The following is a 20,383-nucleotide window of genomic DNA, read 5'->3' on the forward strand; positions in this document are numbered from 1 at the left end:
AAGCCTTTCGCAGCTCTGGTTGAGAAGAAGTCAAAAAGTGGTGGTCGTAACAACAACGGTCACATTACTACCCGTCACATTGGTGGTGGTCATAAGCAGCATTATCGCCTGATCGACTTCAAACGTGACAAGGACGGTATCCCAGCAGTTGTAGAACGTCTGGAATACGATCCTAACCGCAGCGCAAACATTGCACTGCTGAAGTACGCCGACGGCGAACGTCGTTACATTCTGGCTCCTAAAGGCCTGAGTGCTGGCGATGCGATTGTGTCTGGTGAAGATGCACCGATCAAAGTAGGTAGCGCGATGTCTCTGCGCAACGTACCGGTTGGTAGCGTAATTCACAACGTAGAACTGAAGCCTGGTAAAGGTGGTCAGATCGCACGTTCTGCAGGTACCTCTGCTCAGCTGGTAGCGCGTGAAGGTGCATACTGCACTCTGCGTCTGCGCTCTGGCGAAATGCGCAAGGTTCTGTCTGATTGTCGTGCCACTATCGGTGAAGTTGGCAACAATGAGCACGCTCTGCGTGAACTGGGTAAGGCTGGTGCTTCGCGCTGGCGCGGTGTTCGTCCTACCGTTCGCGGTGTGGTAATGAACCCTGTTGATCACCCACACGGTGGTGGTGAAGGTCGTACCTCTGGTGGTCGTCATCCTGTTACTCCATGGGGCGTTCCAACCAAGGGCTACAAGACTCGTAAGAATAAGCGTACCGATAAACTTATCGTACGTCGTCGTTCTGCGAAATAATTAGAGAGGATAGAACTGTGCCACGTTCATTGAAAAAAGGTCCATTTATTGACCATCACTTGATGAAGAAGGTAGAGGCTGCTCTTGAGAAGAACGACAAACGTCCGATCAAGACCTGGTCTCGCCGCTCCACAATCTTTCCAGATTTCGTGGGGCTGACAATCGCTGTTCATAACGGCAAACAACACATGCCAGTTTTCGTAACTGAAGACATGGTAGGACATAAACTCGGCGAATTCGCGCTGACCCGTACTTACAAGGGTCATGTGGCGGATAAGAAAGCCAAACGTTAATAAGGGGTGAAATATGTCTGAAGTAGCCGCTGTATTACGTGGTGCTCGCTTGTCTGCACAGAAAGCACGTCTGGTTGCGGATCAGATCCGCGGCAAGAAGATTGATGAAGCTCTGAACATTCTTTCCTTCTCAGGTAAGAAAGGCGCAGACATCATCAAGAAAGTACTGGAATCTGCCATCGCCAACGCTGAGCACAACGACGGTGCCGACGTAGACGAACTCAAGGTTTCTACCGTGTTCGTTGACGAAGGTATGACAATGAAGCGTATTCGTCCACGTGCGAAAGGTCGTGCCGATCGCATCATGAAACGCACTTGTCACATCACTGTGAAAGTTTCAGAAAAATAGGAGTTGGTCAGATGGGTCAGAAAGTTCATCCAACCGGTATCCGTTTAGGTATCACTAAAGATCATAACTCGATCTGGTATGCCGGTAAGGATAAGTACGCCGACAACCTGCTGACTGACATTGCTGTTCGATCTCTGATCGAAAAGCGCCTGGAAAAGGCTTCAGTGAGCAAGGTCGTTATTGAGCGTCCAGCGCAAAACGCCAAAGTAACCATTCACACTGCCCGTCCAGGCATCGTGATCGGTAAAAAAGGTGAAGACGTAGAAGTTCTGCGTAAAGATCTCAGCGATCTGATGGGTATCCCGGTACACATCAACATCGAAGAAGTTCGTAAACCGGATCTGGATGCCAAGCTGGTAGCCCAGAGCGTTGCAAGTCAGCTGGAGCGTCGTGTGATGTTCCGTCGCGCTATGAAGCGTGCTGTACAGAATGCAATGCGTGGTGGTGCCGAAGGTATCAAGATCCAAGTGAGTGGCCGTCTGGGTGGTGCTGAAATCGCTCGTTCCGAGTGGTACCGCGAAGGTCGTGTTCCTCTGCACACACTGCGTGCAGATATCGACTACGCAACTTATGAAGCACACACTACCTATGGTGTTATTGGCGTAAAAGTATGGATCTTCAAAGGCGAGATCCTCGGTGGTATCCAAGAGGTACGTGACCGCGCTAAGAACCAGGGCAAAAAGAAAACCGGTCGTTCATAAGGGGAATTAGTTATGTTGTTACCAAAACGTACAAAGTTCCGTAAAGTTCAGACCGGCCGCAACCGCGGTTTGGCGATCCGTGGCTCTAAAGTGAGCTTCGGTGAGTACGCTCTGAAGGCTACTGGACGTGGTCGTCTGACTTCTCGTCAGATTGAGGCAGCACGTCGTGCGATGACTCGTAAAGTGAAGCGTGGTGGTAAAATCTGGATCCGCGTTTTCCCGGATAAGCCAATTACCGAGAAGCCTCTTGAGGTTCGTATGGGTAAAGGTAAGGGTAACGTTGAGTACTGGGTTTGTCAGATCCAGCCAGGTCGCGTTCTTTACGAAATCGAAGGCGTACCAGAAGAGCTGGCTCGCGAAGCCTTTGCTCTGGCTGCTGCGAAACTGCCTTTTGAAACCGCATTTGTTAAACGGACGGTGCTGTGATGAAAGCAAGTGAACTGAAAAATAAATCAGTGGCTGAGCTGCAATCTCAGCTGGAAGAACTGTTGAGCGATCAATTTAAACTGCGTATGCAGAAAGCGACAGGTCAGCTGGGTCAGACTCATCTGATCGGCCAGACCCGTCGTGACATCGCTCGCGTAAAAACCGTGCTGGCTAGCAAGGCAGGTGAATAATCATGACTGAGAACACAAAAACCGTTCGTACCCTGAGTGGTCGTGTCGTGAGCAACAAGATGGACAAGTCCGTCACTGTTCTGGTTGAACGCTTTGTTAAGCATCCGATCTATAAAAAGTTCGTGAAACGCTCTACTAAAGTGATGGCCCACGATGAAAACAACGAGTGCCAGATTGGCGATCTCGTTACTGTAAAAGAGTCACGCCCAATGTCTAAAAACAAGACCTGGGCGCTGGTAAATATCGACGAGCGCGCCGCCAAGGTCTGAGGACCGGGCGCAGTTAGTTAGGAGCGAGAGGCATGATTCAAACTCAATCAATGCTCGACGTTGCCGACAACAGCGGCGCGAAGCGCGTACAGTGCATCAAAGTACTGGGCGGTTCTCATCGTCGTTATGCCGGCATCGGTGATTTGATTAAAGTATCCGTTAAGGAAGCAATTCCTCGCGGTAAAGTGAAAAAAGGTCAGGTAATGAACGCCGTGGTAGTACGTACCCGTAAAGGTGTACGTCGTCCGGACGGATCTATTATCCGTTTTGATGTAAACTCTGCCGTTCTGCTGAATGCTTCATTGGCGCCAATCGGTACCCGTATCTTTGGCCCTGTGACTCGTGAGCTGCGCTCTGAGCAGTTCATGAAAATCATTTCCCTGGCACCAGAAGTGCTCTAAGGGAGGGGGACGAGATATGTTAAAGATTCGCAAAAATGACGAAGTAGTTGTTATTGCCGGTAAAGATAAAGGCAAGCGTGGCAAAGTGCAGAAAGTTCTGCAGGATGGCCGTGTGCTGGTATCTGGCATTAACGTGGTGAAAAAACACCAGAAACCAAACCCGTACCTGCAGCAGCCAGGCGGCATCGTTGAAAAAGAAACCGGTATTCAGGTTTCCAACGTAGCCATCTGGAACCCGAAAACTGAGAAAGCTGACCGCGTTGGCTTCAAAGTTGAAGGCGAAAGCAAGGTACGTATCTTCAAATCCACAGGCGATCAAGTCGACGCCTAATTGGAGTTGGATACTACTATGTCACGTTTACAAGAACTGTATAAAAACGAAGTAGTAGCCAAGCTGCAAGAAGAGTTTGGTTACAAAAACATTATGGAAGTGCCTAAAGTCACCAAAATCACCCTGAACATGGGTGTTGGTGAAGCACTGGGCGACAAGAAACTGCTGGACAACGCTGTGGCCGAAATGGAAGCCATCAGCGGCCAGAAAGTTGTTGTCACCAAGGCACGTAAGTCTGTCGCAGCTTTTAAACTGCGTGAAGGCTGGCCAATTGGCTGTAAAGTTACCCTGCGTCGTGAGCGTATGTGGGAATTCATGGATCGTCTGATCGACGTGGCTCTGCCACGTGTTCGTGACTTCCGTGGTATCAACCCTAAGTCTTTCGATGGTCGTGGTAACTACAGCATGGGTGTGAAGGAACAGATCATCTTCCCGGAAATTGAATACGATAAAGTAGACAAGGTCCGTGGTATGGATGTGACCATCACAACTACCGCAAAAACCAACGAAGAAGGCCGCGCTCTGCTGAAAGCGCTGCAGTTCCCGTTCCGTAACTAAGGAGTTAAGCATGGCTAAGATTAGCATGAAGAATCGTGAACTGAAGCGTGAAGCACTGGTTGCCAAGTTTGCCGCCAAGCGCGCTGAACTGAAAGCGATCGTGAGCAACGTTAACTCTTCTGACGAAGAGCGTTGGAATGCACAACAGGCTCTGCAGAAACTGCCACGCGATTCATCCGCGAGCCGTCTGCAGCGTCGTTGTCAAATGACAGGTCGTCCACACGGCGTATACCGTAAATTCAAGCTTTCACGTATTAAGTTGCGCGAAGAAGGCATGAAGGGTAATGTGCCAGGCCTGAAAAAAGCTAGTTGGTAAGCAATTCCCCCTTTCGGGTAGAACCGGAAGGGGGGCGCTGTACAACAGAGGTAACTATTAATGAGTATGCAAGATACGTTGGCGGACATGTTCACCCGCATTCGTAATGCCCAGCAAGCTGGTCATAAGAATGTAAGCATGCCGTCTTCAAAAATTAAGAAGTCTGTAGCCCAGGTTCTCGAAGCTGAAGGTTACATCAACAGTTTTTCTATCGATGAAGCGGTCAAACCGACCCTGACCATCGATCTGAAATACTACGAAGGTAAGCCAGTTATTGAACGTATCCAGCGCGTTAGCCGCCCTGGTCTGCGTCAGTACCGTGGCACCACAGAGCTGCCTAAAGTTGAAGCAGGTCTGGGTGTGGCTATCGTATCCACCTCTAAAGGCGTTATGACTGATCGCGCTGCTCGTGCTGCGGGCGTGGGCGGTGAAGTTATTGCGACCGTATTCTAAGGGGAATTACGATGTCTCGCGTAGCAAAAGCTCCTGTACAAATCCCAGCCGGTGTAGAAGTTAAACTGGCTGCAGACAAAATCGCCATCAAAGGCAAGCAAGGCCAGTTAGAACTGGATGTACATTCTTCTGTTGAAATCAAACAGGAAGAAAACGTACTGACCTTCGCTCCTAAAACTGGCGACAAGCAAGCCAACGCTCTGGCCGGTACTTTCCGCGCCCTGGTAAACAACATGGTTACCGGTGTTAACGTTGGTTTCGAAAAGAAACTGATTCTGCAGGGTGTTGGTTATCGTGCCAAAGCATCCGGCAAGTCATTAAATTTGACTCTGGGCTTCTCTCACCCAATCGACTATGAACTGCCGGAAGGCATTTCTGTCGAGACGCCAAGCCAGACCGAAGTGGTTATCAAAGGTATTGATAAGCAGAAAGTAGGTCAGGTTGCTGCTGAGATCCGTGGCTACCGTCCACCAGAACCTTATAAAGGTAAGGGTGTTCGCTATGCTGATGAAAATGTGCGTCGTAAAGAAGCCAAGAAAAAGTAAGGTCTAGGCCATGAATGAGAAGAAAAAAGCTCGTTTGCGCCGTGCCACCAAAACACGGATGAACATCCGTGAGAAAAGCGCGGTTCGTCTGTGCGTTCATCGTACGCCCAGACACATTTACGCTCAGATCATCTCTGCCAATGGCGCTACCGTCTTGGCGACAGCTTCAACCGTTGAAGCGGATCTGCGTAGTGACACTACTGGTAACGTTAATGCAGCGACCAAAGTTGGTCAGTTGATTGCTGAGCGTGCGAAAGCCGCTGGCATCACCAAAGTTGCGTTCGATCGTTCTGGTTTTAAATACCATGGTCGTGTTAAAGCTCTGGCTGACGCGGCTCGTGAAAGCGGCCTGGAATTCTAAGGGTAAAGATCATGGCAAATAATGAACGTGTAGAACGTAACGAAAGTGAACTGCAAGAGAAGCTGGTTCAGGTAAACCGCGTAGCCAAAGTGGTAAAAGGTGGTCGTATTTTCGCCTTTACCGCTCTGACCGTGGTTGGCGACGGCAATGGTCGTGTAGGTTTTGGTCGTGGTAAGTCCCGTGAAGTGCCTCTGGCAATTCAAAAGGCGATGGAACAGGCTAAGCGCAACATGGTCAATGTTCAGCTGGACGGCAACACTCTGCAGTATCCTGTCCGTGCCCGTCACTCTGGCGCACAGATTTACATGCAGCCGGCCTCTGAAGGTACCGGTATCATCGCCGGTGGTGCAATGCGCGCCGTTCTGGAGATGGTTGGTGTTAAAAACGTATTGGCTAAGTGCTATGGCTCTACCAACCCGGTAAACGTTGTTCGTGCAACCTTCAATGGTCTGGCACAAATGAAGTCTCCGGAAGAAGTAGCTGCCAAGCGCGGTAAGTCCGTAGAAGAGATCCTGGGGTAATACGTTATGGCTAAGAAAACCGTAAAAGTGACCCAGACACGGAGCACCATTGGCAAGCTGCCAAAGCACCGTGCAACCATGCAAGGCCTGGGTCTGCGTCGTATTGGTCATACCGTTGAGCTGGAAGATACTCCATCTGTACGCGGCATGATCAACCAAGTTCAATACATGGTTAAGGTAGAAGGGGAGTAATATGCGTCTCAACGAATTGAGCCCAGCTCCTGGTTCGAAGCCTGCTCCTAAGCGTGTTGGCCGTGGTATCGGTTCCGGTCTGGGTAAGACTGGTGGCCGTGGTCACAAAGGTCAGAAATCACGCTCAGGCGGTAAAGTGGCTCCGGGCTTTGAAGGCGGTCAGATGCCAATCCACCGTCGTCTGCCAAAATTTGGCTTTACTTCACGCAAAGCACAGTACGTTGCAGAGATCCGTCTGAACGAACTGGCTCTGGTTGAAGGCGATGTTGTAGATCTGGCAGCACTGAAAGCTGCAGACGTTATCGGCGAGAAGATCAAAGAAGCTCGCGTGATTCTGTCTGGTGAAGTCAAGAAGGCTTTGACCATCAAAGGTCTGAAAGTCACTCAAGGCGCAAAAGCTGCTATTGAAGCAGCCGGTGGAAAGGTCGAAGACTAATGGCTAGGCAAGGACTCCCACAGGGCATGCAAGGCGGACTGACTGAACTCTGGTCACGCATCCGCTTCGTGCTCCTGGCGATTGTAGTATATCGGATTGGCACCCATATCCCGGTGCCAGGTATTAATCCGGAAGCATTGGCACGTTTATTCGAGCAGAACCAGGGCACAATCCTGGAAATGTTCAATATGTTCTCCGGTGGTGCACTGGAGCGCATGAGTATTCTGGCGCTGGGCATCATGCCCTATATCTCTGCTTCCATTATCATGCAATTGCTGACGGCGGTGAGTCCGCAGCTGGAACAGTTGAAGAAAGAAGGCGAAGCCGGTCGTCGCAAGATTACCCAGTACACCCGTTACGGTACTGTACTGCTTGCAACGATTCAGGCCTTCGGCGTCTCGGCCGGCCTTGCCGGCCAGGGCGTTACTTTCTCTTCGGGCATTGATTTCTACATCGCAGCCGTACCTTCCTTCGTGGCAGGTGCAGTGTTCATGATGTGGCTGGGTGAGCAGGTTACCGAACGTGGTATCGGTAATGGCATCTCTATCCTGATCTTCGCCGGTATTGTTGCTGGTCTGCCGAGTGCAATTGGTCAGGCTTTCGAGTCTGCGCGTCAGGGTGACCTGAATATTCTGGTATTGCTGGTTATTGCTGCCCTGGCAGTCGTGGTGATCGGTTTCGTAGTCTTTGTTGAGCGCGGCCAGCGTCGCATCACCATCAACTACGCAAAACGTCAGCAGGGTCGTCAGATGTTTGCGGCACAGACAAGTCATTTACCGCTGAAACTTAATATGGCCGGTGTAATTCCTGCGATCTTTGCTTCAAGCCTGCTGTTGTTCCCTGCGTCTCTGGGAACGTGGTTTGGCCAGGGTGAGGGTATGGAGTGGCTGCAGGACATCAGTATGGCTCTGGCGCCAAGCCAGCCGCTGTACATCGTACTGTTCGCTGCCGGTATTATTTTCTTCTGCTACTTCTATACGGCGTTGATGTTCAACCCGAAAGATGTTGCCGAAAACCTGAAGAAGTCTGGTGCTTTCATTCCGGGTATCCGCCCGGGCATTCAGACTGCCAAGTATATTGATGCTGTCTTAGGACGCCTGACTCTGTTCGGTTCGCTGTACATTGCCGCGGTGTGTCTGATGCCTCAGTTCCTGGTAGTCGCTGCAGATGTACCTTTCTACTTCGGTGGCACATCGTTATTGATCGTGGTTGTGGTCGTAATGGATTTCATGGCTCAGGTTCAATCGCACCTGATGTCACACCAGTACGAATCGCTGATGAAGAAAGCAAATCTGAAGAATTTTGGCTCAGCACGCTGAGCCAGATTTAGGAGACTGTCATGAAAGTACGTGCGTCTGTTAAAAAAATCTGCCGTGAATGCAAAATTATTCGCCGTAACGGTAGTGTGCGCGTGATCTGTTCAGATCCAAAGCACAAGCAACGTCAGGGTTAATCCCCGGACAAGGTCGGGTGTGAGTATTACAGATGGCTTGATTTATTTTTGAGCTGACTGTAGTATCTCGCGCCCTTTCATCAAGTAAAGTGTAACGGAGTTAGACATGGCCCGTATTGCCGGTGTCAATATTCCTGACAACAAGCATGCAGTGATTTCTCTGACCTATGTCTATGGCATTGGTCGTACTACTGCCCAGCAGATCTGTGCCGCTACTGGCATTGCTGAGACCACCAAAATCGGTGATCTGAGCGAAGAGTTGCTGGATGTTGTTCGTAACGAAGTAGCTAAACATACGGTTGAAGGTGATTTGCGCCGTGAAGTGCAAATGAACATCAAGCGTCTGATGGATATGGCTTGCTATCGTGGTATCCGCCACCGTCGCAGCCTGCCACTTCGTGGTCAGCGTACTAAAACGAATGCTCGTACCCGTAAGGGCCCGCGCAAACCGATCCGTAAGTAATCTTACGGTCGGTCTTTTAGTGTAGCTGCATTCGACTTGTTGCAGTGTTGATATTAAAAGCAGGATTTAAAAATGGCTAAGCCACAAAGATCAACCAAGAAAAAGGTTAAAAAGACGGTAGTCGATGGCATTGCGCACATCCACGCCTCTTTTAACAACACCATCGTAACCATCACCGACCGTCAGGGTAATGCTCTGTCGTGGGCAACCGCCGGTGGTTCAGGTTTCCGTGGTTCTCGTAAGAGCACTCCTTTCGCCGCTCAGGTAGCAGCAGAGCGTGCTGGTGAAGCAGCAAAAGAGTACGGTCTGAAAAACCTCGACGTGGAAGTTAAAGGTCCAGGTCCAGGTCGTGAATCAGCAGTCCGCGCTCTGAACGCATGTGGATACAAGATCGCTAACATCACTGATGTTACTCCGATCCCACATAACGGCTGTCGTCCACCTAAGAAGCGTCGCGTATAAGGAGGCAGAAATATGGCACGTTATATTGGTCCTAAGTGTAAGCTGTCTCGTCGTGAAGGAACTGACCTGTTCCTGAAGAGCGGCGTTCGTGCATTAGACACTAAATGCAAAATGGAAACCAAGCCTGGCGTACACGGTGCTGGTCGCGGTCGTCTGTCTGACTACGGTCTGCAGCTGCGCGAAAAGCAAAAAGTACGTCGCTTGTACGGTATCCTGGAAAAGCAATTCCGCAGCTACTACAAAGAAGCAGCGCGTCGTAAAGGCGCAACCGGTGAAAACCTGCTGCAACTGCTGGAATCTCGTCTGGATAACGTTGTATACCGCATGGGCTTCGGCTCTACCCGCGCTGAATCACGTCAGCTGGTCACTCACAAAGCAGTAGCTGTGAATGGTCAGACTGTGAACGTTCCTTCGTTCAACGTTAAGAGCGGCGATGTGGTTACGATTCGTGAGAAAGCGAAAAATCAGGATCGTATCAAAACTGCTCTTGAGCTGGCAGCACAGCGCACTGATTGTGCGTGGATTGATGTCAATGCAGGTAAGATGGAAGGGACTTTCAAAGCAGTTCCTGAGCGCGCTGATCTCCCAGCAGAGATCAACGAAAACCTGATCGTGGAACTTTACTCTAAGTAATAGAGGAACTTAAGGGGCAGCTATGCAGCGTGCAGTTAATGAATTTTTGACACCTCGTCACATCCAGGTGGATGAGGTAAACAATACCCACGCTAAAGTGACTCTGGAGCCGCTTGAGCGCGGTTTCGGCCACACTTTAGGCAACGCATTGCGTCGTATCCTGCTTTCCTCTATGCCGGGTGCTGCAATCGTTGAATGCGAAATCGATGGCGTTCTGCATGAGTACAGCGCGATCGAAGGTGTACAGGAAGACGTAATTGAAATCCTGCTGAACCTGAAAGGTGTTGCGGTCAAATTACATGAACGTGACGAAGCGATTCTGAGCCTGGCGAAAGTTGGCCCGGCAACAGTAACAGCTGCCGATATTCAACTGGATCATGGTGTTGAGGTTGCTAACCCAGCTCACGTTATTGCCCATCTGGGTGAAGGCGCTGAACTGAAAATGACCCTGAAAGTTGCTTCCGGTCGTGGCTACGAGACTGTTGAGTCCCGTAACCAGAACGATGAAGAAACCAAGGCCATTGGCAAACTGCAGCTTGATGCTACCTACAGCCCGGTTAAGCGTGTTTCTTACAGCGTTGAAAGCGCTCGTGTGGAACAGCGTACCGATCTGGACAAACTGGTTATCGATCTCGAAACCAACGGTACCATCGATCCGGAAGAAGCGATCCGTCGTTCCGCGACCATCTTGCAGCAACAGCTGGCTATCTTCGTAAATCTGGAGAACGACGAAGTCGTTGAACAGATTCGTGAAGAAGAAGAGATCGATCCGATTCTCCTGCGTCCTGTGGACGACCTGGAGCTGACTGTTCGTTCTGCCAACTGTCTGAAAGCAGAAAACATTTACTACATCGGTGATCTGATCCAGCGTACAGAAGTAGAGCTGTTGAAGACTCCTAATTTAGGTAAGAAGTCTCTGACTGAAATCAAAGACGTTCTGGCCTCACGCGGACTGTCGTTGGGAATGCATCTGGAGAACTGGCCACCTGCCAGCCTCCGTAACGACGACAAAGTATTAGCCTGAGCAGAGCGTTCAGTTAGTTAAGGAATAAAACCATGCGTCATCGTAAAAGTGGTCGTCACTTCAATCGTACCAGCGCACACCGTCAAGCCATGTTTAAAAACATGGCGGTGAGCCTGTTCGAGCATGAAATTATCAAGACTACCCTGCCAAAGGCGAAAGAGCTGCGTCGCGTAGCTGAGCCACTGATCACTCTTGCAAAAGAAGATTCAGTTGCTAACCGTCGTCTGGCCTTTGCTCGTACCCGTAGCAAAGAAGCAGTAGGTAAGTTGTTCAGCGATTTGGGTCCTCGTTATCAAACCCGCCCGGGTGGTTACATTCGTATTCTGAAATGTGGCTTCCGTGCTGGTGATAACGCTCCAATGGCATATGTTGAACTGGTAGACCGTCCGGTTGCAGTAGCAGAAGCGGATGTTGTTGAAGTTCAGGATGAAGCCGCTGAGTAATTTCGGCAGTTAAATAAAAAGGCCCGCCGTCGTAAGACTGCGGGCCTTTTTATTGGCTTTTTTTTATTGGCCGTTATCCGCGCTTTTGCTGCTGTCTGGTAAAAGCCGCAATTTCATTCAGTGCCTGGCGAGCTTCAGGCATATAACCGGCGTGCAGCTGAAATACGTGCCACATCTGTGGGTATTCACTCAGGGTTACCTCAACGCCTGCATGGCGCATACGCTGAGCGAGGCGCACGCTGTCATCGTACAGAATTTCTTCGCTGCCAACCTGAATCAGGGTAGGTGGAAAATCGCTGAAGTCGGCATGCAGTGGCGATATATGCGGATTGTCCAGATTCTGCTGCCCGGCATACTGCTCCGCCGCAAAGAGAATCCAGTCTGTCTGCAGTAATACCTCCCGTTCTTTCCTTTCACTGATGGAAGCTCCGCTGCAGCTCAGATCACACCAGGGCGAGAATAAAACCAGAGCCTGTGGGCGTGGCAGCTGCTGTTCCAGAACAGCCGCAGTCAGGGCCAAACTCAGACCGCCGCCGGCAGAATCTCCGGCAATTATCACCGGCCCCTGAGCACTGAGGGTACGGTAGGCACTGAGTGCGTCCTCAAGGGCGGCTGGTGCCGGATGTTCAGGAGCAAGGCGGTAATCAATAAGCCAGGTATCAATACTACACTGGCGGGCGATACGGGCGACCATTTCACCATGACTGGTCGGTGAACCGACGACATAGCCTCCGCCATGCAGATACAGCATCACGCTTGCACCGGTATTTTGTGCGCTGCCGGCGTTATGTACGGTCGCCGGTGTCAGACGCCAGGCGGGAACGCCGCCACAGGGAGTAATCTGTTTGCGTACGCCAAAAGGCATGGGCATGAGTTGTTGCAGGGCATTTAAACGCTGGCGCTGGCGTTTAAGGCCGAATTCGGGTGTGAATGTCGGTTGCACCAAAGCACGCAGAAGAGTGCGTGTCAGGCGGGCGGTCAGACTGGCCATAAGCCTTCCTGTGATTTTTTATTGATTTTACTGATGGGGATAAAAAAAAGCGGGTCAAGATTAACCCGCAAACAACGTCTTAGGAAGGATACTCATCCATGAGCACGATCATGAGTTACTACCATAACCCAGGGCCATGTCAGATTGGGCAAGCAGCTGTAAAGAAGGGTCAGACGCTCCGCAGAGCGTCTGTGATCGTGTTTTACAGCAGCGCGAGGCTCAGGCCAGGCCAATAGGTAATAATCAGCACACAGGCGAGCAGAATAAAGAAGAACGGGATGGTGGCGCGGTACAGGGTCATAACCGGCTTATTAAAGCGGAAGCTGGCAATAAATAGGTTCATCCCAACCGGCGGCGTAAAGTAGCCCAGCTGCATATTCGCGAGGAACAGAATGCCCAGATGAATCGGATGAATGCCGTACTCAATGGCAATCGGCAGAATGATCGGAATCATAATGACGATGGCTGAGAAAATATCGAGCATCATGCCCAGAATCAGCAGGAAGATCGTCAGCAGCAGCAAAAAGGTGAACGAATCACTGACGTGTTGCTGGATAAAAGCAAAGATCTGCTCCGGAATGCCGGCATCAATCATGTAATTGGTTGAAGCCATGGAGACCGCCAGAATCAGCAGAATCGCGCCCACCAGTTTCATCGAGTCGCGCATCACCAGCGGCAGCCGGGTCAGGCTGATTTCTCGGCGGATAACCACACTGACGATCAGCACATAAAAGGCGGTCAGCGCAGCCGCCTCTGATACCGCGAAAAAGCCGCTGTAAATACCGCCCAGTACTACAAAAGGCAGCGGAATTTCCCATGCGCTGTCTTTAATCGCCGCCCAGGCTTCTGCTTTATCAAAAGGATGATGATCGCGCTCAATACCGCGTGACTGCCAGGCGCTGTAGAGCGACAGGGCAAACAACATCAGCAGGCCTGGCAGCAGACCAGCGAGGAACAGGTCATCGATGCTGACCGGCGTGTCCAGCGCCATTTGCTGAGCAACCACACCGTACAGAATCAGTGGCAGTGATGGTGCGAATAACAGACCCAGACTACCGGAAGTGGTAACCAGACCGAGATTAAACGACTCTTTGTAGCCTGCTTTCTGCAGGGCCGGCACCAGCAGCGCACCAAGAGCAACGATGGTCACCCCGGAGGCGCCGGTAAAGGCGGTAAACAGTGCACAGGCTGCCAGAGCCACAATTGCCAGACCGCCGGGCATCCAGCCAAGGAAGGCATCGGTAATGCGTACCAGGCGTTGTGGAGCCTTGCTTTCGCCCAATAAATAACCTGCGAAGGTAAACAGCGGAATTGCAATCAGCACCGGCATTTCAGCAATCTGATAGATGCTGATGGCCATGGTCTGCAGATCAACATCGGTTTGCCAGAAGCCCCACATCGCGCTGGCCGCAATCACGGTAAAGAGTGGTGCACCGGCCAATGCGAGAAATAACAGTAACAGCGGAACCAGAATGCTCATGCTTCAGCCTCCCGGGTCTGCCCGAGCAGTTCCTGCACGGCCTGCAGGCTGAAACGTAATCCCATCAGCGCGAAGCTTAACGGAATCACCAGTTGCAGAGGCCAGGCTGGCACACGTCCGAATGCGATATCGCCAAACTCGAAAGCAAAGCGCACAAAGGCCTGAGCATTCCAGGCTACAACCAGACAGATAAAGGCCGCAAAGGCCGAGGTCAGTACCGCCAGCCAGCGTTTGGTTTGCGGACCAGCGAGGCGGTTGATCAGATCAATGGCGATATGTTCGCGTGAGCGGGTGGCAAGCAGGGCACCGAGCAGGCCAAGCCAAAGTACCATAACCCGCAGCAATGGCTGCACCCAGACCACCCCGCCACCAAACAGTGTACGGGCGAGAATATCGACGCCGGCGAGAACAATCATCGCCAGCAGTAACAGCACCAGTACAGCATCTTCGATGCGGTGCAGGGTAGACAGCCATTTCTTCATTACTGCGCAGCCGCCTGACGGTTGTTGTTCAGGCTCTGCTTCAGCTTGTTGTACAGCTCAACCGGGTAAACCGATTTCTCGCGCAGGGTGTTAATGCTGTCCTGTGCCATCTTGCGCCAGGCCAGCTTATCTTCTTCGGTCAGCTCGACAAACTGCATGCCATTCTGTGCCAGTGCCGCACGTGCACCCTGCTCGTCTTTTTCGTTCTGTACATCCATCGCGCGGAAGGTTGCGGCCATAATGCGTTTCACAACGGCCTGATCAGCAGCGTCGATTTTGCTGAAGGCGCGTTCGTCAACGACCAGCATGCCGAAGATAAAGGCCAGTGGAAAATCGGTGGCATAGCTCAGTTTGGTGTGCCATTGCAGGGCAATCGCCGAGGTGGCATTGACGGCAACGGTATCAATCAGGCCAGTCTGCAGGCTGGTATAAACATCGGATACCGGCAGGGAGATCGGCTCAACCTGACCATTCTCAAAAGTGGTCTGGCTGATGATATCGCCTTCCGGCACCCAGACTTTCTGGCTGCGAACATCCACCGATGATTTCAGTGGCTTGTTGGACATCAGATAAGCAAAACCGCCTTCTGACAGGCCCAGCAGGATGTAGCCTTTTTCCTGCAGCGCTGCAGCGATGTACTGGTCGTACTCGGCGCGCACAGCACGAACTTCATCGAGATTGCGGAACGTGAATGGCAGGCTGTACAACTGCGTCACGTTGGTAATGTGTGACATTGCACCGGTAGAAACGGCACCACCCTGCAGCTGACGGATCTGCATTTTACGCAGCACGCTTTTATCGCTGCCCTGTACGCCTCCGGGGAAATATTTGATTTTTACCCGGCTGTCGGTTTCCTGCTTGATGTCATCAGCAGCCTGACGCATCAGCTTCATCCAGTTGGTGCCATCAGGAACCAGAGTGGCAATTTTCAGGGTGGTGGCAGCCTGAGCCAGAGGACTCAGCAGACTCAGGGTCAGCGCCAGGGCGGTGATCAGTTTCATAGGATCTCACTCAAAGTATTCAGAGGATTCGGCTAACAGAACGGCTGCCTGGCGCTGGGCCAGACGGTTAATCAGGGTGAGCCCCTCGCTGTGCGGGTCGGCATCCAGAGCTTCCTGTAATAAGCGGTCGTGCAATTCCTGTTCAAACATCAGGCGGGCGTATTGCTTGGCGTACAGCACCTTGGCCATCAGGTTTTCGCCCCGGGTCATGTCGATGGCGCGTTCAAAATATTCCCGTCCCAGTTCCGGTTTACCGCCCAGTGACGGAGGGAGCTGGGTTTCCAGTACACCGAGGTAAACCTGCACGGTCGCGTGATCGTAGGCGGGGTTCTGGGTTGCGACCCACTGCATCAGAATTTTGACCTTGCCGAGCTGGGCGATAGCATTCCAGTCGTCGCTGTTGGCCTGAATCCAGCCGGCCCAGGCGGCAGCCATGGCGTAGAACACGGCGATATCGTCGGCGTCGTAGTCTTCTTCCAGACCGGCCAGCAGATCATTCTGTGGGCCGTCGATTAAGGTGCAGGCATCTTCATCGTATTCGCACAGGGCGCGGCGGGCGTAGCCGATGGCCTTGTCGGCCATGCGTTTGGCCTGATCCGGGTCCTGAGCAAAGACGCCGGCATAAGCGCCGTACAGACGGGAGCCGGCGAGCAGGAAGTCTTCGTTTTCGGGGTAAGTAAGAATCAGGGCATCAAGTAACAACAGATAGGCCGGAGCACCGGCGGCGACGATGGCCGGGTCATCCTGGTTCATCATTGAACGGGAGAGGTTGCCGGGCAGGTTACTCACCGAGCAGGCGCTGAGTAACCCGAATAACATAAGACTGACTAGTGTTTTCATACCGCTTTCAGAACCAGAGCGCTGCTTTCAGGAGCGCGGATTGTACACTGGTTATCCTTGCGGTTTCATTACCTGCTCAGGCCATAAACCCCGGGTGTGTCAGCCAAGCTTCTCCAGCGGCTGATATTCAGCCGGTGCGCCGACGACAAAGTCGATACCAATAGAACGCAGAATTTCCCAGACGTTATTGTTGGCGCTGTATTCGGCGATGGTTTTTTTGGCCATAAAATGGGTGATTTCCTGAATGGATTTCACCAGCGCATAATCGGCTGAACTGGTATGCAGCCCGTCAATAAAGCTGTGATCGATCTTCACATAGTCAACCGGCAGGGCTTTGAGGTATTCGAATGACGATTGTCCGGTACCGAAATCCGACAGCACAAACTGGCAGCCGAGACTGCGCATTTCATGCATAAAATCGGCGGCATCTTCCAGATTGCGGATAGCGGATGTCTCGTTCAGCTCAAAACAGAGTTTCTTCACCGGAACATCTTTTTCGCGCGCCTGCTCAAAAATATAGGCCAGCAGGCTTTCATCATTGATGGCATGACCCGACAGGCGCAGCACAAAACGGCTGATACTCTGGGCGGCATTGGGGTGATCATGCAGCCACTGCACCAGTTGCTCCAGGGTCCAGCGGTCGAGCATATACATACGGTTGTAGTTTTCAGCAGCCTGCAGATATTCCAGTGGCGGAATCTGAGCACCATTTTTATCCCGGATGCTGATAATGATTTCGTACTGACGGGTACCTTTGTGGCGTTCCTGAATGGCGGTGATCGGTACGCACAGCACCTGTAACTGGTTGTTGGCCAGCGCCTGATTGAGTTTGTTGCCCCAGGCCATAAACTCATCGTGACGCAGGCGGCCGGCGTCATCGAATTCGTACTGAACGATACGTGAGCCACCTTTTTCCTTGGCAATCAGGCAGGCAGATTCGGCCTGCTCAACCAGATCGGATGCGTCGGTGATATCGGCATTCATGGCGGCCAGGCCGACACTGATATGAATATGGAAACTGTCTGAGCCACTGCTGATGGCAGTGCCTTCTATATTTTTCTTCAGTAGTTTGATGCTGGCTTCGGCCTGCTCCATATCCGCGTGATTGAGCAGTACGGCAAACTCGTTACTGCCGATACGGGCGCACAACGCATCTTTGCACTCTTCTTCCAGCATAGTCGCCACGGCCTGCAGGCAGGTATCGCCGCCATCGACGCCGTAGTTTTTGTTGATCAGTTTGAACTGGTCGATATCGATCATGGCCAGAGTGCAGGGTGCCGGGTTACGCAGGCTGGCCTGGAAGCGTTCCTGTAACTGACGCAGGAAATGCTGACGATTGGTGAGACCGGTAAGAGCGTCGATATTGGCCTGCTCAGACAGATCGCGGTAAATCTGTTGCACCAGTTTATCAACGCCCTGATCGACCGCTGATTCGTCCTGTTCGTACATCCGTTTCACCCGGCCTTCATCAAAGGCGCGGGCCAGTTCGGCCAGAGTAAAGTCGACCACTTTCATACCGCTGTGATTGACGCAGGCAAACTTGGAAGCATCCTGCGCAATCCACACCACAGACACCGCCTGATCCTGTTCCACCAGTAACAGCCAGTCGCCGATCTGCAGATTCATGGCACGGCGTACACCGCGACCTTCCGGCACCACTTCGGCGGGCTTGGCGACGAAGGTTGGCAGGTCGATGGCTTCACGGATTTCGCCCTGATTCAGATGGCTTTCGGCGGCGGCCATAATTTCGTCATACCAGCGCTGGTGCTCCGGCAGGCTGCCATTCAGCCGATCAAGCTCGGCGCGGGCCAGCTCCATCATCGGCTGAAAGCGCTGCAGTAATTCCCGCCGGCCACTGTTGTCGGGATTAAACAGTGCCAGTACCTGACGGTAGAGCTTAACCGCACCTTTAAAGCGCTTGCTGTCCGGACCTTCGCGCAACAGCAGCAATGCCAGTATCTGTTGCCAGCCCTGCTGCAGCCATTCAACGACACAGGATGGCAGTGTCCGGTCGGAGCTGTCTTTACCGACCAGATGTTCAATCTGGCGGCGGACCTTCTGTAACTTATGCTCGCCCTCAGCAGCCTGAGCTACGCGCTCGGCATTTTGCCGGGCTTTGCGTTCTGCGCCGCTGACCAGACCCTGCAGGCTTTCGAGCAATTCATCGAGTGAGCTTTCATCATTGCTGATGTTGTGCACAACCGGGTCAACCAGGCTTTGCAAACGGGCTGTTATCTGAGCTTCGCCGCTGGTGGTGAGCTGACCCAGCTTGGCCAGTTGATTCAGTACCTGCCGGCCGGGATGGTCAGGGTTGAACAGCAGGCTGGCGTCTTTCAGCATCAGCTGCAGTAATGGCCAGCCCAGACGTTCAATAAAGGGTTTGATAAATTCGGCAACCTGATCGCTCGACAGCAGGTGCTGGGTGACGTGTTCCAGTGTGTCGATGGCGTCACGGGATTCGGCTGGCAGGCTGACGTCTTTCTCGGCCAGGGCTTTTTCAACGTGCTCGCGTACATGGCCCTGAGCCAGGCTCTGCTGCTGGGCGACATGGCTCAGAACATTGCTGATCAGTTCAGGCTCCGCTGCCGGTAAGGCATCCTGTGCCAGAGCCGCCTGTTCAAAGCGCTGGTAGCGCAATTGCAGCAGATTCTGAATATTGGAATAGGCCTGGCGGGCTTCTTCCTGGTGACGCTGGAAGTTCTGCAGGGTCTGTTCGTTATAGTGAGCCGGCTGCATATTACGCGCAGCTGAACCTGAGCCAGCGGAGCTGCTGATGGGAGAGATATTTCCTGCGCCGCTGTTACTGGAGCCGCTGTTGTTACCAGAACCGTTGTTGCCGGAGCCGTTGTTGCCGGAACCATTCCCTCCGCCGTTATTCTGGTTCTGTTGCGGGGCGTTTTCCTGCTTTTCCGGAGTGGGTCTCCGGTAGCGGAAGGTCAGTGGAATATCGATCTGTTTAACCAGATTCTGATACGTGGTTTGCAGGTTGCCACCGGCAATCTGTTCAAAGGTTTCAAAGGCCAGTGCCCGTGCTTCCTGTGGCAGCTGCAGTTTTTCCAGCGCATCGCGGAAGGCTTCGGTAACCGTGCCCGGGCCAATCGGGTTAAAGCAGTTTTCGATGCTGGCGTCGGACAGTGTGTCGAGCAGCTGACGCAGCTCGAAGGTCATGTGGGCCAGCCGTGACTGCAGGTGGGAGGAGGTCACTTTGGCCAGTAACCAGTCTTCAAATTCTGCCTGCTGTACCAGCGACAGACGCATATCGCCGCTGGCCTGCTGATTTTCGGCGCTGTATTCCGGCTTGCCTTCGGACCAGAGTTCAAGCTGACGTTTCAGGTTCTGGGTAAATTTCTGATGCAGTGCCGCGGCTTTGTCTTTCGACTGTTTTTCCAGTCGCAGCCACTGTTGCTGCTCAGTGGTGTTGCGCGCCATGTTGGCTTTGGTAAAGGTGCCTTCAAGAAATTCCGGCAGCCAGAGTTTGGGCAGGCGGTCTATCAGGGCGTTGGCTTCCTGATGGAACAGCTCCAGATATTTTTTGCGCTGCTCGGGGCTGAGCTTCTTTACATTGCGGTGATTCTGGTTGAACTCCTGCAGCTGCAGAAACAGACGGTCGTCTGCTTGATGCAGGCGTACTCCGGCGTGCTGCTCGTTACAGAATACCCATTCTACTTTGACATTGGTTTTTTGCTGATCCAGTGACAGCTCCAGTGTCAGGGTGCCATTGGTATTCTGTGGCTGGCCGTGTGGCCAGAGCAGGTGCATGCCGCTTTGCGAATAGTCCAGTACCTGACAGTCGAGCGCGGTGCCATCGGCAAATAACAGGCGTGCGTTAACGTAGGTGGAAAATCGCGGGTGTTCTCTCAGTTCGACAGCCATGTTTCAGTCCATTTATGCGGGGCAGCTTGAGCTGGCCCCGGTTTTGGAGCCCGGATTATCAGTATAGTCCGTCGCTCCATCCCTTCCTGTTCTGTGCAGTAATGCTGTTATATCCCGGCATTACCTGCGTTCGGGCGCACGAATACCA

At 52.4% G+C, this 20,383-nt stretch carries 30 protein-coding genes; 24 read left to right on the forward strand and 6 right to left on the reverse strand.

The features are described from left to right. The 24 genes from rplB to rplQ form a co-directional block, all read left to right on the forward strand. A partial coding sequence (gene rplB / locus B3P58_RS10985; RefSeq protein WP_286717520.1) for a 50S ribosomal protein L2 occupies positions 1–747 on the forward strand: 747 nt, incomplete at its 5' end. 17 nt (positions 748–764) lie between these two features. Next, entirely contained in the window at positions 765–1,040 is a 276-nt protein-coding gene (gene rpsS, locus B3P58_RS10990; RefSeq protein WP_145466720.1) for a 30S ribosomal protein S19, read from the forward strand. A gap of 13 nt (positions 1,041–1,053) precedes the next feature. Then, positions 1,054–1,389 carry a 50S ribosomal protein L22 gene (gene rplV, locus B3P58_RS10995; RefSeq protein WP_145466719.1) on the forward strand — a complete coding sequence of 112 codons (336 nt, stop codon included), beginning with the start codon at positions 1,054–1,056 and terminating at the stop codon, positions 1,387–1,389. A gap of 11 nt (positions 1,390–1,400) precedes the next feature. Next, the gene (gene rpsC / locus B3P58_RS11000) at positions 1,401–2,090 is read left to right on the forward strand and encodes a 30S ribosomal protein S3 (RefSeq protein ID WP_145466718.1); all 690 of its coding nucleotides are present in this window, start codon (positions 1,401–1,403) and stop codon (positions 2,088–2,090) included. Positions 2,091–2,102: 12 nt separating this feature from the next. Further along, the gene (rplP, locus tag B3P58_RS11005; RefSeq protein ID WP_145466717.1) at positions 2,103–2,516 is read left to right on the forward strand and encodes a 50S ribosomal protein L16; all 414 of its coding nucleotides are present in this window, start codon (positions 2,103–2,105) and stop codon (positions 2,514–2,516) included. Beyond that, the gene (gene rpmC / locus B3P58_RS11010) at positions 2,516–2,707 is read left to right on the forward strand and encodes a 50S ribosomal protein L29 (RefSeq protein WP_145466803.1); all 192 of its coding nucleotides are present in this window, start codon (positions 2,516–2,518) and stop codon (positions 2,705–2,707) included. Before rplP ends, rpmC begins: the two co-directional genes overlap by 1 nt. Before the next feature lie 2 nt (positions 2,708–2,709). Next, positions 2,710–2,976: a 30S ribosomal protein S17 gene (rpsQ, locus tag B3P58_RS11015; protein WP_260976894.1), complete on the forward strand. Its 267-nt coding sequence runs from the start codon at positions 2,710–2,712 to the stop codon at positions 2,974–2,976. A 32-nt stretch (positions 2,977–3,008) separates the two neighbouring features. Continuing rightward, positions 3,009–3,377 (forward strand): 50S ribosomal protein L14, encoded by a 369-nt coding sequence (rplN, locus tag B3P58_RS11020; protein WP_145466715.1) that lies wholly within the window; start codon positions 3,009–3,011, stop codon positions 3,375–3,377. A gap of 16 nt (positions 3,378–3,393) precedes the next feature. Continuing rightward, on the forward strand, positions 3,394–3,708 hold the full coding sequence (gene rplX / locus B3P58_RS11025; RefSeq protein WP_260976893.1) for a 50S ribosomal protein L24: 315 nt from the start codon (positions 3,394–3,396) through the stop codon (positions 3,706–3,708). Between the two features lie 18 nt (positions 3,709–3,726). Further along, positions 3,727–4,266 (forward strand): 50S ribosomal protein L5, encoded by a 540-nt coding sequence (rplE, locus tag B3P58_RS11030; RefSeq protein WP_145466713.1) that lies wholly within the window; start codon positions 3,727–3,729, stop codon positions 4,264–4,266. A gap of 10 nt (positions 4,267–4,276) precedes the next feature. Then, on the forward strand, positions 4,277–4,582 hold the full coding sequence (rpsN, locus tag B3P58_RS11035; RefSeq protein WP_145466712.1) for a 30S ribosomal protein S14: 306 nt from the start codon (positions 4,277–4,279) through the stop codon (positions 4,580–4,582). A gap of 60 nt (positions 4,583–4,642) precedes the next feature. Then, entirely contained in the window at positions 4,643–5,035 is a 393-nt protein-coding gene (gene rpsH / locus B3P58_RS11040) for a 30S ribosomal protein S8 (RefSeq protein ID WP_260997558.1), read from the forward strand. A gap of 11 nt (positions 5,036–5,046) precedes the next feature. Continuing rightward, a complete protein-coding gene (gene rplF / locus B3P58_RS11045) occupies positions 5,047–5,580 on the forward strand; it encodes a 50S ribosomal protein L6 (protein ID WP_145466710.1) in 534 nt (177 codons plus the stop codon). 10 nt (positions 5,581–5,590) lie between these two features. Further along, positions 5,591–5,941: a 50S ribosomal protein L18 gene (gene rplR / locus B3P58_RS11050; protein ID WP_145466709.1), complete on the forward strand. Its 351-nt coding sequence runs from the start codon at positions 5,591–5,593 to the stop codon at positions 5,939–5,941. An 11-nt stretch (positions 5,942–5,952) separates the two neighbouring features. Further along, positions 5,953–6,462, forward strand: a complete 510-nt coding sequence (gene rpsE / locus B3P58_RS11055) for a 30S ribosomal protein S5 (protein ID WP_145466708.1) — start codon at positions 5,953–5,955, stop codon at positions 6,460–6,462. Positions 6,463–6,468: 6 nt separating this feature from the next. Continuing rightward, on the forward strand, positions 6,469–6,654 hold the full coding sequence (rpmD, locus tag B3P58_RS11060) for a 50S ribosomal protein L30 (RefSeq protein WP_145466707.1): 186 nt from the start codon (positions 6,469–6,471) through the stop codon (positions 6,652–6,654). Between the two features lies 1 nt (position 6,655). Further along, positions 6,656–7,090, forward strand: coding sequence for a 50S ribosomal protein L15 (rplO, locus tag B3P58_RS11065; protein ID WP_145466706.1), 435 nt, complete (start codon positions 6,656–6,658; stop codon positions 7,088–7,090). After that, on the forward strand, positions 7,090–8,409 hold the full coding sequence (gene secY / locus B3P58_RS11070; protein WP_145466705.1) for a preprotein translocase subunit SecY: 1,320 nt from the start codon (positions 7,090–7,092) through the stop codon (positions 8,407–8,409). The genes rplO and secY overlap by 1 nt, the downstream gene beginning before the upstream one ends. A 20-nt stretch (positions 8,410–8,429) precedes the next feature. Next, positions 8,430–8,543, forward strand: coding sequence for a 50S ribosomal protein L36 (gene rpmJ / locus B3P58_RS11075; RefSeq protein ID WP_145466704.1), 114 nt, complete (start codon positions 8,430–8,432; stop codon positions 8,541–8,543). 106 nt (positions 8,544–8,649) lie between these two features. Next, positions 8,650–9,006, forward strand: coding sequence for a 30S ribosomal protein S13 (rpsM, locus tag B3P58_RS11080; RefSeq protein ID WP_145466703.1), 357 nt, complete (start codon positions 8,650–8,652; stop codon positions 9,004–9,006). 72 nt (positions 9,007–9,078) lie between these two features. Continuing rightward, positions 9,079–9,468 (forward strand): 30S ribosomal protein S11, encoded by a 390-nt coding sequence (rpsK, locus tag B3P58_RS11085; protein ID WP_145466702.1) that lies wholly within the window; start codon positions 9,079–9,081, stop codon positions 9,466–9,468. A gap of 12 nt (positions 9,469–9,480) precedes the next feature. Then, positions 9,481–10,101, forward strand: a complete 621-nt coding sequence (gene rpsD, locus B3P58_RS11090; RefSeq protein WP_145466701.1) for a 30S ribosomal protein S4 — start codon at positions 9,481–9,483, stop codon at positions 10,099–10,101. Between the two features lie 22 nt (positions 10,102–10,123). Then, entirely contained in the window at positions 10,124–11,125 is a 1,002-nt protein-coding gene (locus tag B3P58_RS11095; protein WP_145466700.1) for a DNA-directed RNA polymerase subunit alpha, read from the forward strand. A gap of 32 nt (positions 11,126–11,157) precedes the next feature. After that, entirely contained in the window at positions 11,158–11,568 is a 411-nt protein-coding gene (gene rplQ, locus B3P58_RS11100; RefSeq protein WP_145466699.1) for a 50S ribosomal protein L17, read from the forward strand. Positions 11,569–11,641: 73 nt separating this feature from the next. On the opposite strand, the gene B3P58_RS11105 is transcribed toward rplQ, so the two are convergent. The 6 genes from B3P58_RS11105 to B3P58_RS11130 form a co-directional block, all read right to left on the reverse strand. Then, positions 11,642–12,559, reverse strand: a complete 918-nt coding sequence (locus B3P58_RS11105) for an alpha/beta hydrolase (protein WP_286717531.1) — start codon at positions 12,557–12,559, stop codon at positions 11,642–11,644. 202 nt (positions 12,560–12,761) lie between these two features. After that, positions 12,762–14,039 (reverse strand): TRAP transporter large permease, encoded by a 1,278-nt coding sequence (locus B3P58_RS11110; RefSeq protein WP_145466697.1) that lies wholly within the window; start codon positions 14,037–14,039, stop codon positions 12,762–12,764. Then, entirely contained in the window at positions 14,036–14,521 is a 486-nt protein-coding gene (locus B3P58_RS11115) for a TRAP transporter small permease (RefSeq protein WP_286717533.1), read from the reverse strand. Before B3P58_RS11115 ends, B3P58_RS11110 begins: the two co-directional genes overlap by 4 nt. Beyond that, on the reverse strand, positions 14,521–15,522 hold the full coding sequence (dctP, locus tag B3P58_RS11120) for a TRAP transporter substrate-binding protein DctP (RefSeq protein ID WP_145466695.1): 1,002 nt from the start codon (positions 15,520–15,522) through the stop codon (positions 14,521–14,523). Before dctP ends, B3P58_RS11115 begins: the two co-directional genes overlap by 1 nt. Before the next feature lie 6 nt (positions 15,523–15,528). After that, positions 15,529–16,362, reverse strand: coding sequence for a TRAP transporter TatT component family protein (locus B3P58_RS11125; RefSeq protein ID WP_286717535.1), 834 nt, complete (start codon positions 16,360–16,362; stop codon positions 15,529–15,531). Between the two features lie 99 nt (positions 16,363–16,461). After that, the gene (locus B3P58_RS11130; protein ID WP_286717537.1) at positions 16,462–20,235 is read right to left on the reverse strand and encodes a DUF1631 family protein; all 3,774 of its coding nucleotides are present in this window, start codon (positions 20,233–20,235) and stop codon (positions 16,462–16,464) included. Positions 20,236–20,383: the final 148 nt, after the last annotated feature.

Source organism: Thalassolituus sp. UBA2009 (assembly GCF_002335285.1).
Classification (GTDB): Bacteria; Pseudomonadota; Gammaproteobacteria; order Pseudomonadales; family Oceanobacteraceae; genus Venatoribacter; species Venatoribacter alkanivorans.

What these genes read in the sequence shown, in the direction of transcription:
- rplV (WP_145466719.1), top strand. Translation starts at nt 1,054, where the DNA reads ATGTCTGAAGTAGCCGCTGTATTACGTGGTGCTCGCTTGTCTGCACAG.
- rpsC (WP_145466718.1), top strand. Translation starts at nt 1,401, where the DNA reads ATGGGTCAGAAAGTTCATCCAACCGGTATCCGTTTAGGTATCACTAAA.
- rplP (WP_145466717.1), top strand. Translation starts at nt 2,103, where the DNA reads ATGTTGTTACCAAAACGTACAAAGTTCCGTAAAGTTCAGACCGGCCGC.
- rpmC (WP_145466803.1), top strand. Translation starts at nt 2,516, where the DNA reads ATGAAAGCAAGTGAACTGAAAAATAAATCAGTGGCTGAGCTGCAATCT.
- rpsQ (WP_260976894.1), top strand. Translation starts at nt 2,710, where the DNA reads ATGACTGAGAACACAAAAACCGTTCGTACCCTGAGTGGTCGTGTCGTG.
- rplN (WP_145466715.1), top strand. Translation starts at nt 3,009, where the DNA reads ATGATTCAAACTCAATCAATGCTCGACGTTGCCGACAACAGCGGCGCG.
- rplX (WP_260976893.1), top strand. Translation starts at nt 3,394, where the DNA reads ATGTTAAAGATTCGCAAAAATGACGAAGTAGTTGTTATTGCCGGTAAA.
- rplE (WP_145466713.1), top strand. Translation starts at nt 3,727, where the DNA reads ATGTCACGTTTACAAGAACTGTATAAAAACGAAGTAGTAGCCAAGCTG.
- rpsN (WP_145466712.1), top strand. Translation starts at nt 4,277, where the DNA reads ATGGCTAAGATTAGCATGAAGAATCGTGAACTGAAGCGTGAAGCACTG.
- rpsH (WP_260997558.1), top strand. Translation starts at nt 4,643, where the DNA reads ATGAGTATGCAAGATACGTTGGCGGACATGTTCACCCGCATTCGTAAT.
- rplF (WP_145466710.1), top strand. Translation starts at nt 5,047, where the DNA reads ATGTCTCGCGTAGCAAAAGCTCCTGTACAAATCCCAGCCGGTGTAGAA.
- rplR (WP_145466709.1), top strand. Translation starts at nt 5,591, where the DNA reads ATGAATGAGAAGAAAAAAGCTCGTTTGCGCCGTGCCACCAAAACACGG.
- rpsE (WP_145466708.1), top strand. Translation starts at nt 5,953, where the DNA reads ATGGCAAATAATGAACGTGTAGAACGTAACGAAAGTGAACTGCAAGAG.
- rpmD (WP_145466707.1), top strand. Translation starts at nt 6,469, where the DNA reads ATGGCTAAGAAAACCGTAAAAGTGACCCAGACACGGAGCACCATTGGC.
- rplO (WP_145466706.1), top strand. Translation starts at nt 6,656, where the DNA reads ATGCGTCTCAACGAATTGAGCCCAGCTCCTGGTTCGAAGCCTGCTCCT.
- secY (WP_145466705.1), top strand. Translation starts at nt 7,090, where the DNA reads ATGGCTAGGCAAGGACTCCCACAGGGCATGCAAGGCGGACTGACTGAA.
- rpmJ (WP_145466704.1), top strand. Translation starts at nt 8,430, where the DNA reads ATGAAAGTACGTGCGTCTGTTAAAAAAATCTGCCGTGAATGCAAAATT.
- rpsM (WP_145466703.1), top strand. Translation starts at nt 8,650, where the DNA reads ATGGCCCGTATTGCCGGTGTCAATATTCCTGACAACAAGCATGCAGTG.
- rpsK (WP_145466702.1), top strand. Translation starts at nt 9,079, where the DNA reads ATGGCTAAGCCACAAAGATCAACCAAGAAAAAGGTTAAAAAGACGGTA.
- rpsD (WP_145466701.1), top strand. Translation starts at nt 9,481, where the DNA reads ATGGCACGTTATATTGGTCCTAAGTGTAAGCTGTCTCGTCGTGAAGGA.
- B3P58_RS11095 (WP_145466700.1), top strand. Translation starts at nt 10,124, where the DNA reads ATGCAGCGTGCAGTTAATGAATTTTTGACACCTCGTCACATCCAGGTG.
- rplQ (WP_145466699.1), top strand. Translation starts at nt 11,158, where the DNA reads ATGCGTCATCGTAAAAGTGGTCGTCACTTCAATCGTACCAGCGCACAC.
- B3P58_RS11105 (WP_286717531.1), bottom strand. Translation starts at nt 12,559, where the DNA reads ATGGCCAGTCTGACCGCCCGCCTGACACGCACTCTTCTGCGTGCTTTG.
- B3P58_RS11110 (WP_145466697.1), bottom strand. Translation starts at nt 14,039, where the DNA reads ATGAGCATTCTGGTTCCGCTGTTACTGTTATTTCTCGCATTGGCCGGT.
- B3P58_RS11115 (WP_286717533.1), bottom strand. Translation starts at nt 14,521, where the DNA reads ATGAAGAAATGGCTGTCTACCCTGCACCGCATCGAAGATGCTGTACTG.
- dctP (WP_145466695.1), bottom strand. Translation starts at nt 15,522, where the DNA reads ATGAAACTGATCACCGCCCTGGCGCTGACCCTGAGTCTGCTGAGTCCT.
- B3P58_RS11125 (WP_286717535.1), bottom strand. Translation starts at nt 16,362, where the DNA reads ATGAAAACACTAGTCAGTCTTATGTTATTCGGGTTACTCAGCGCCTGC.
- B3P58_RS11130 (WP_286717537.1), bottom strand. Translation starts at nt 20,235, where the DNA reads ATGGCTGTCGAACTGAGAGAACACCCGCGATTTTCCACCTACGTTAAC.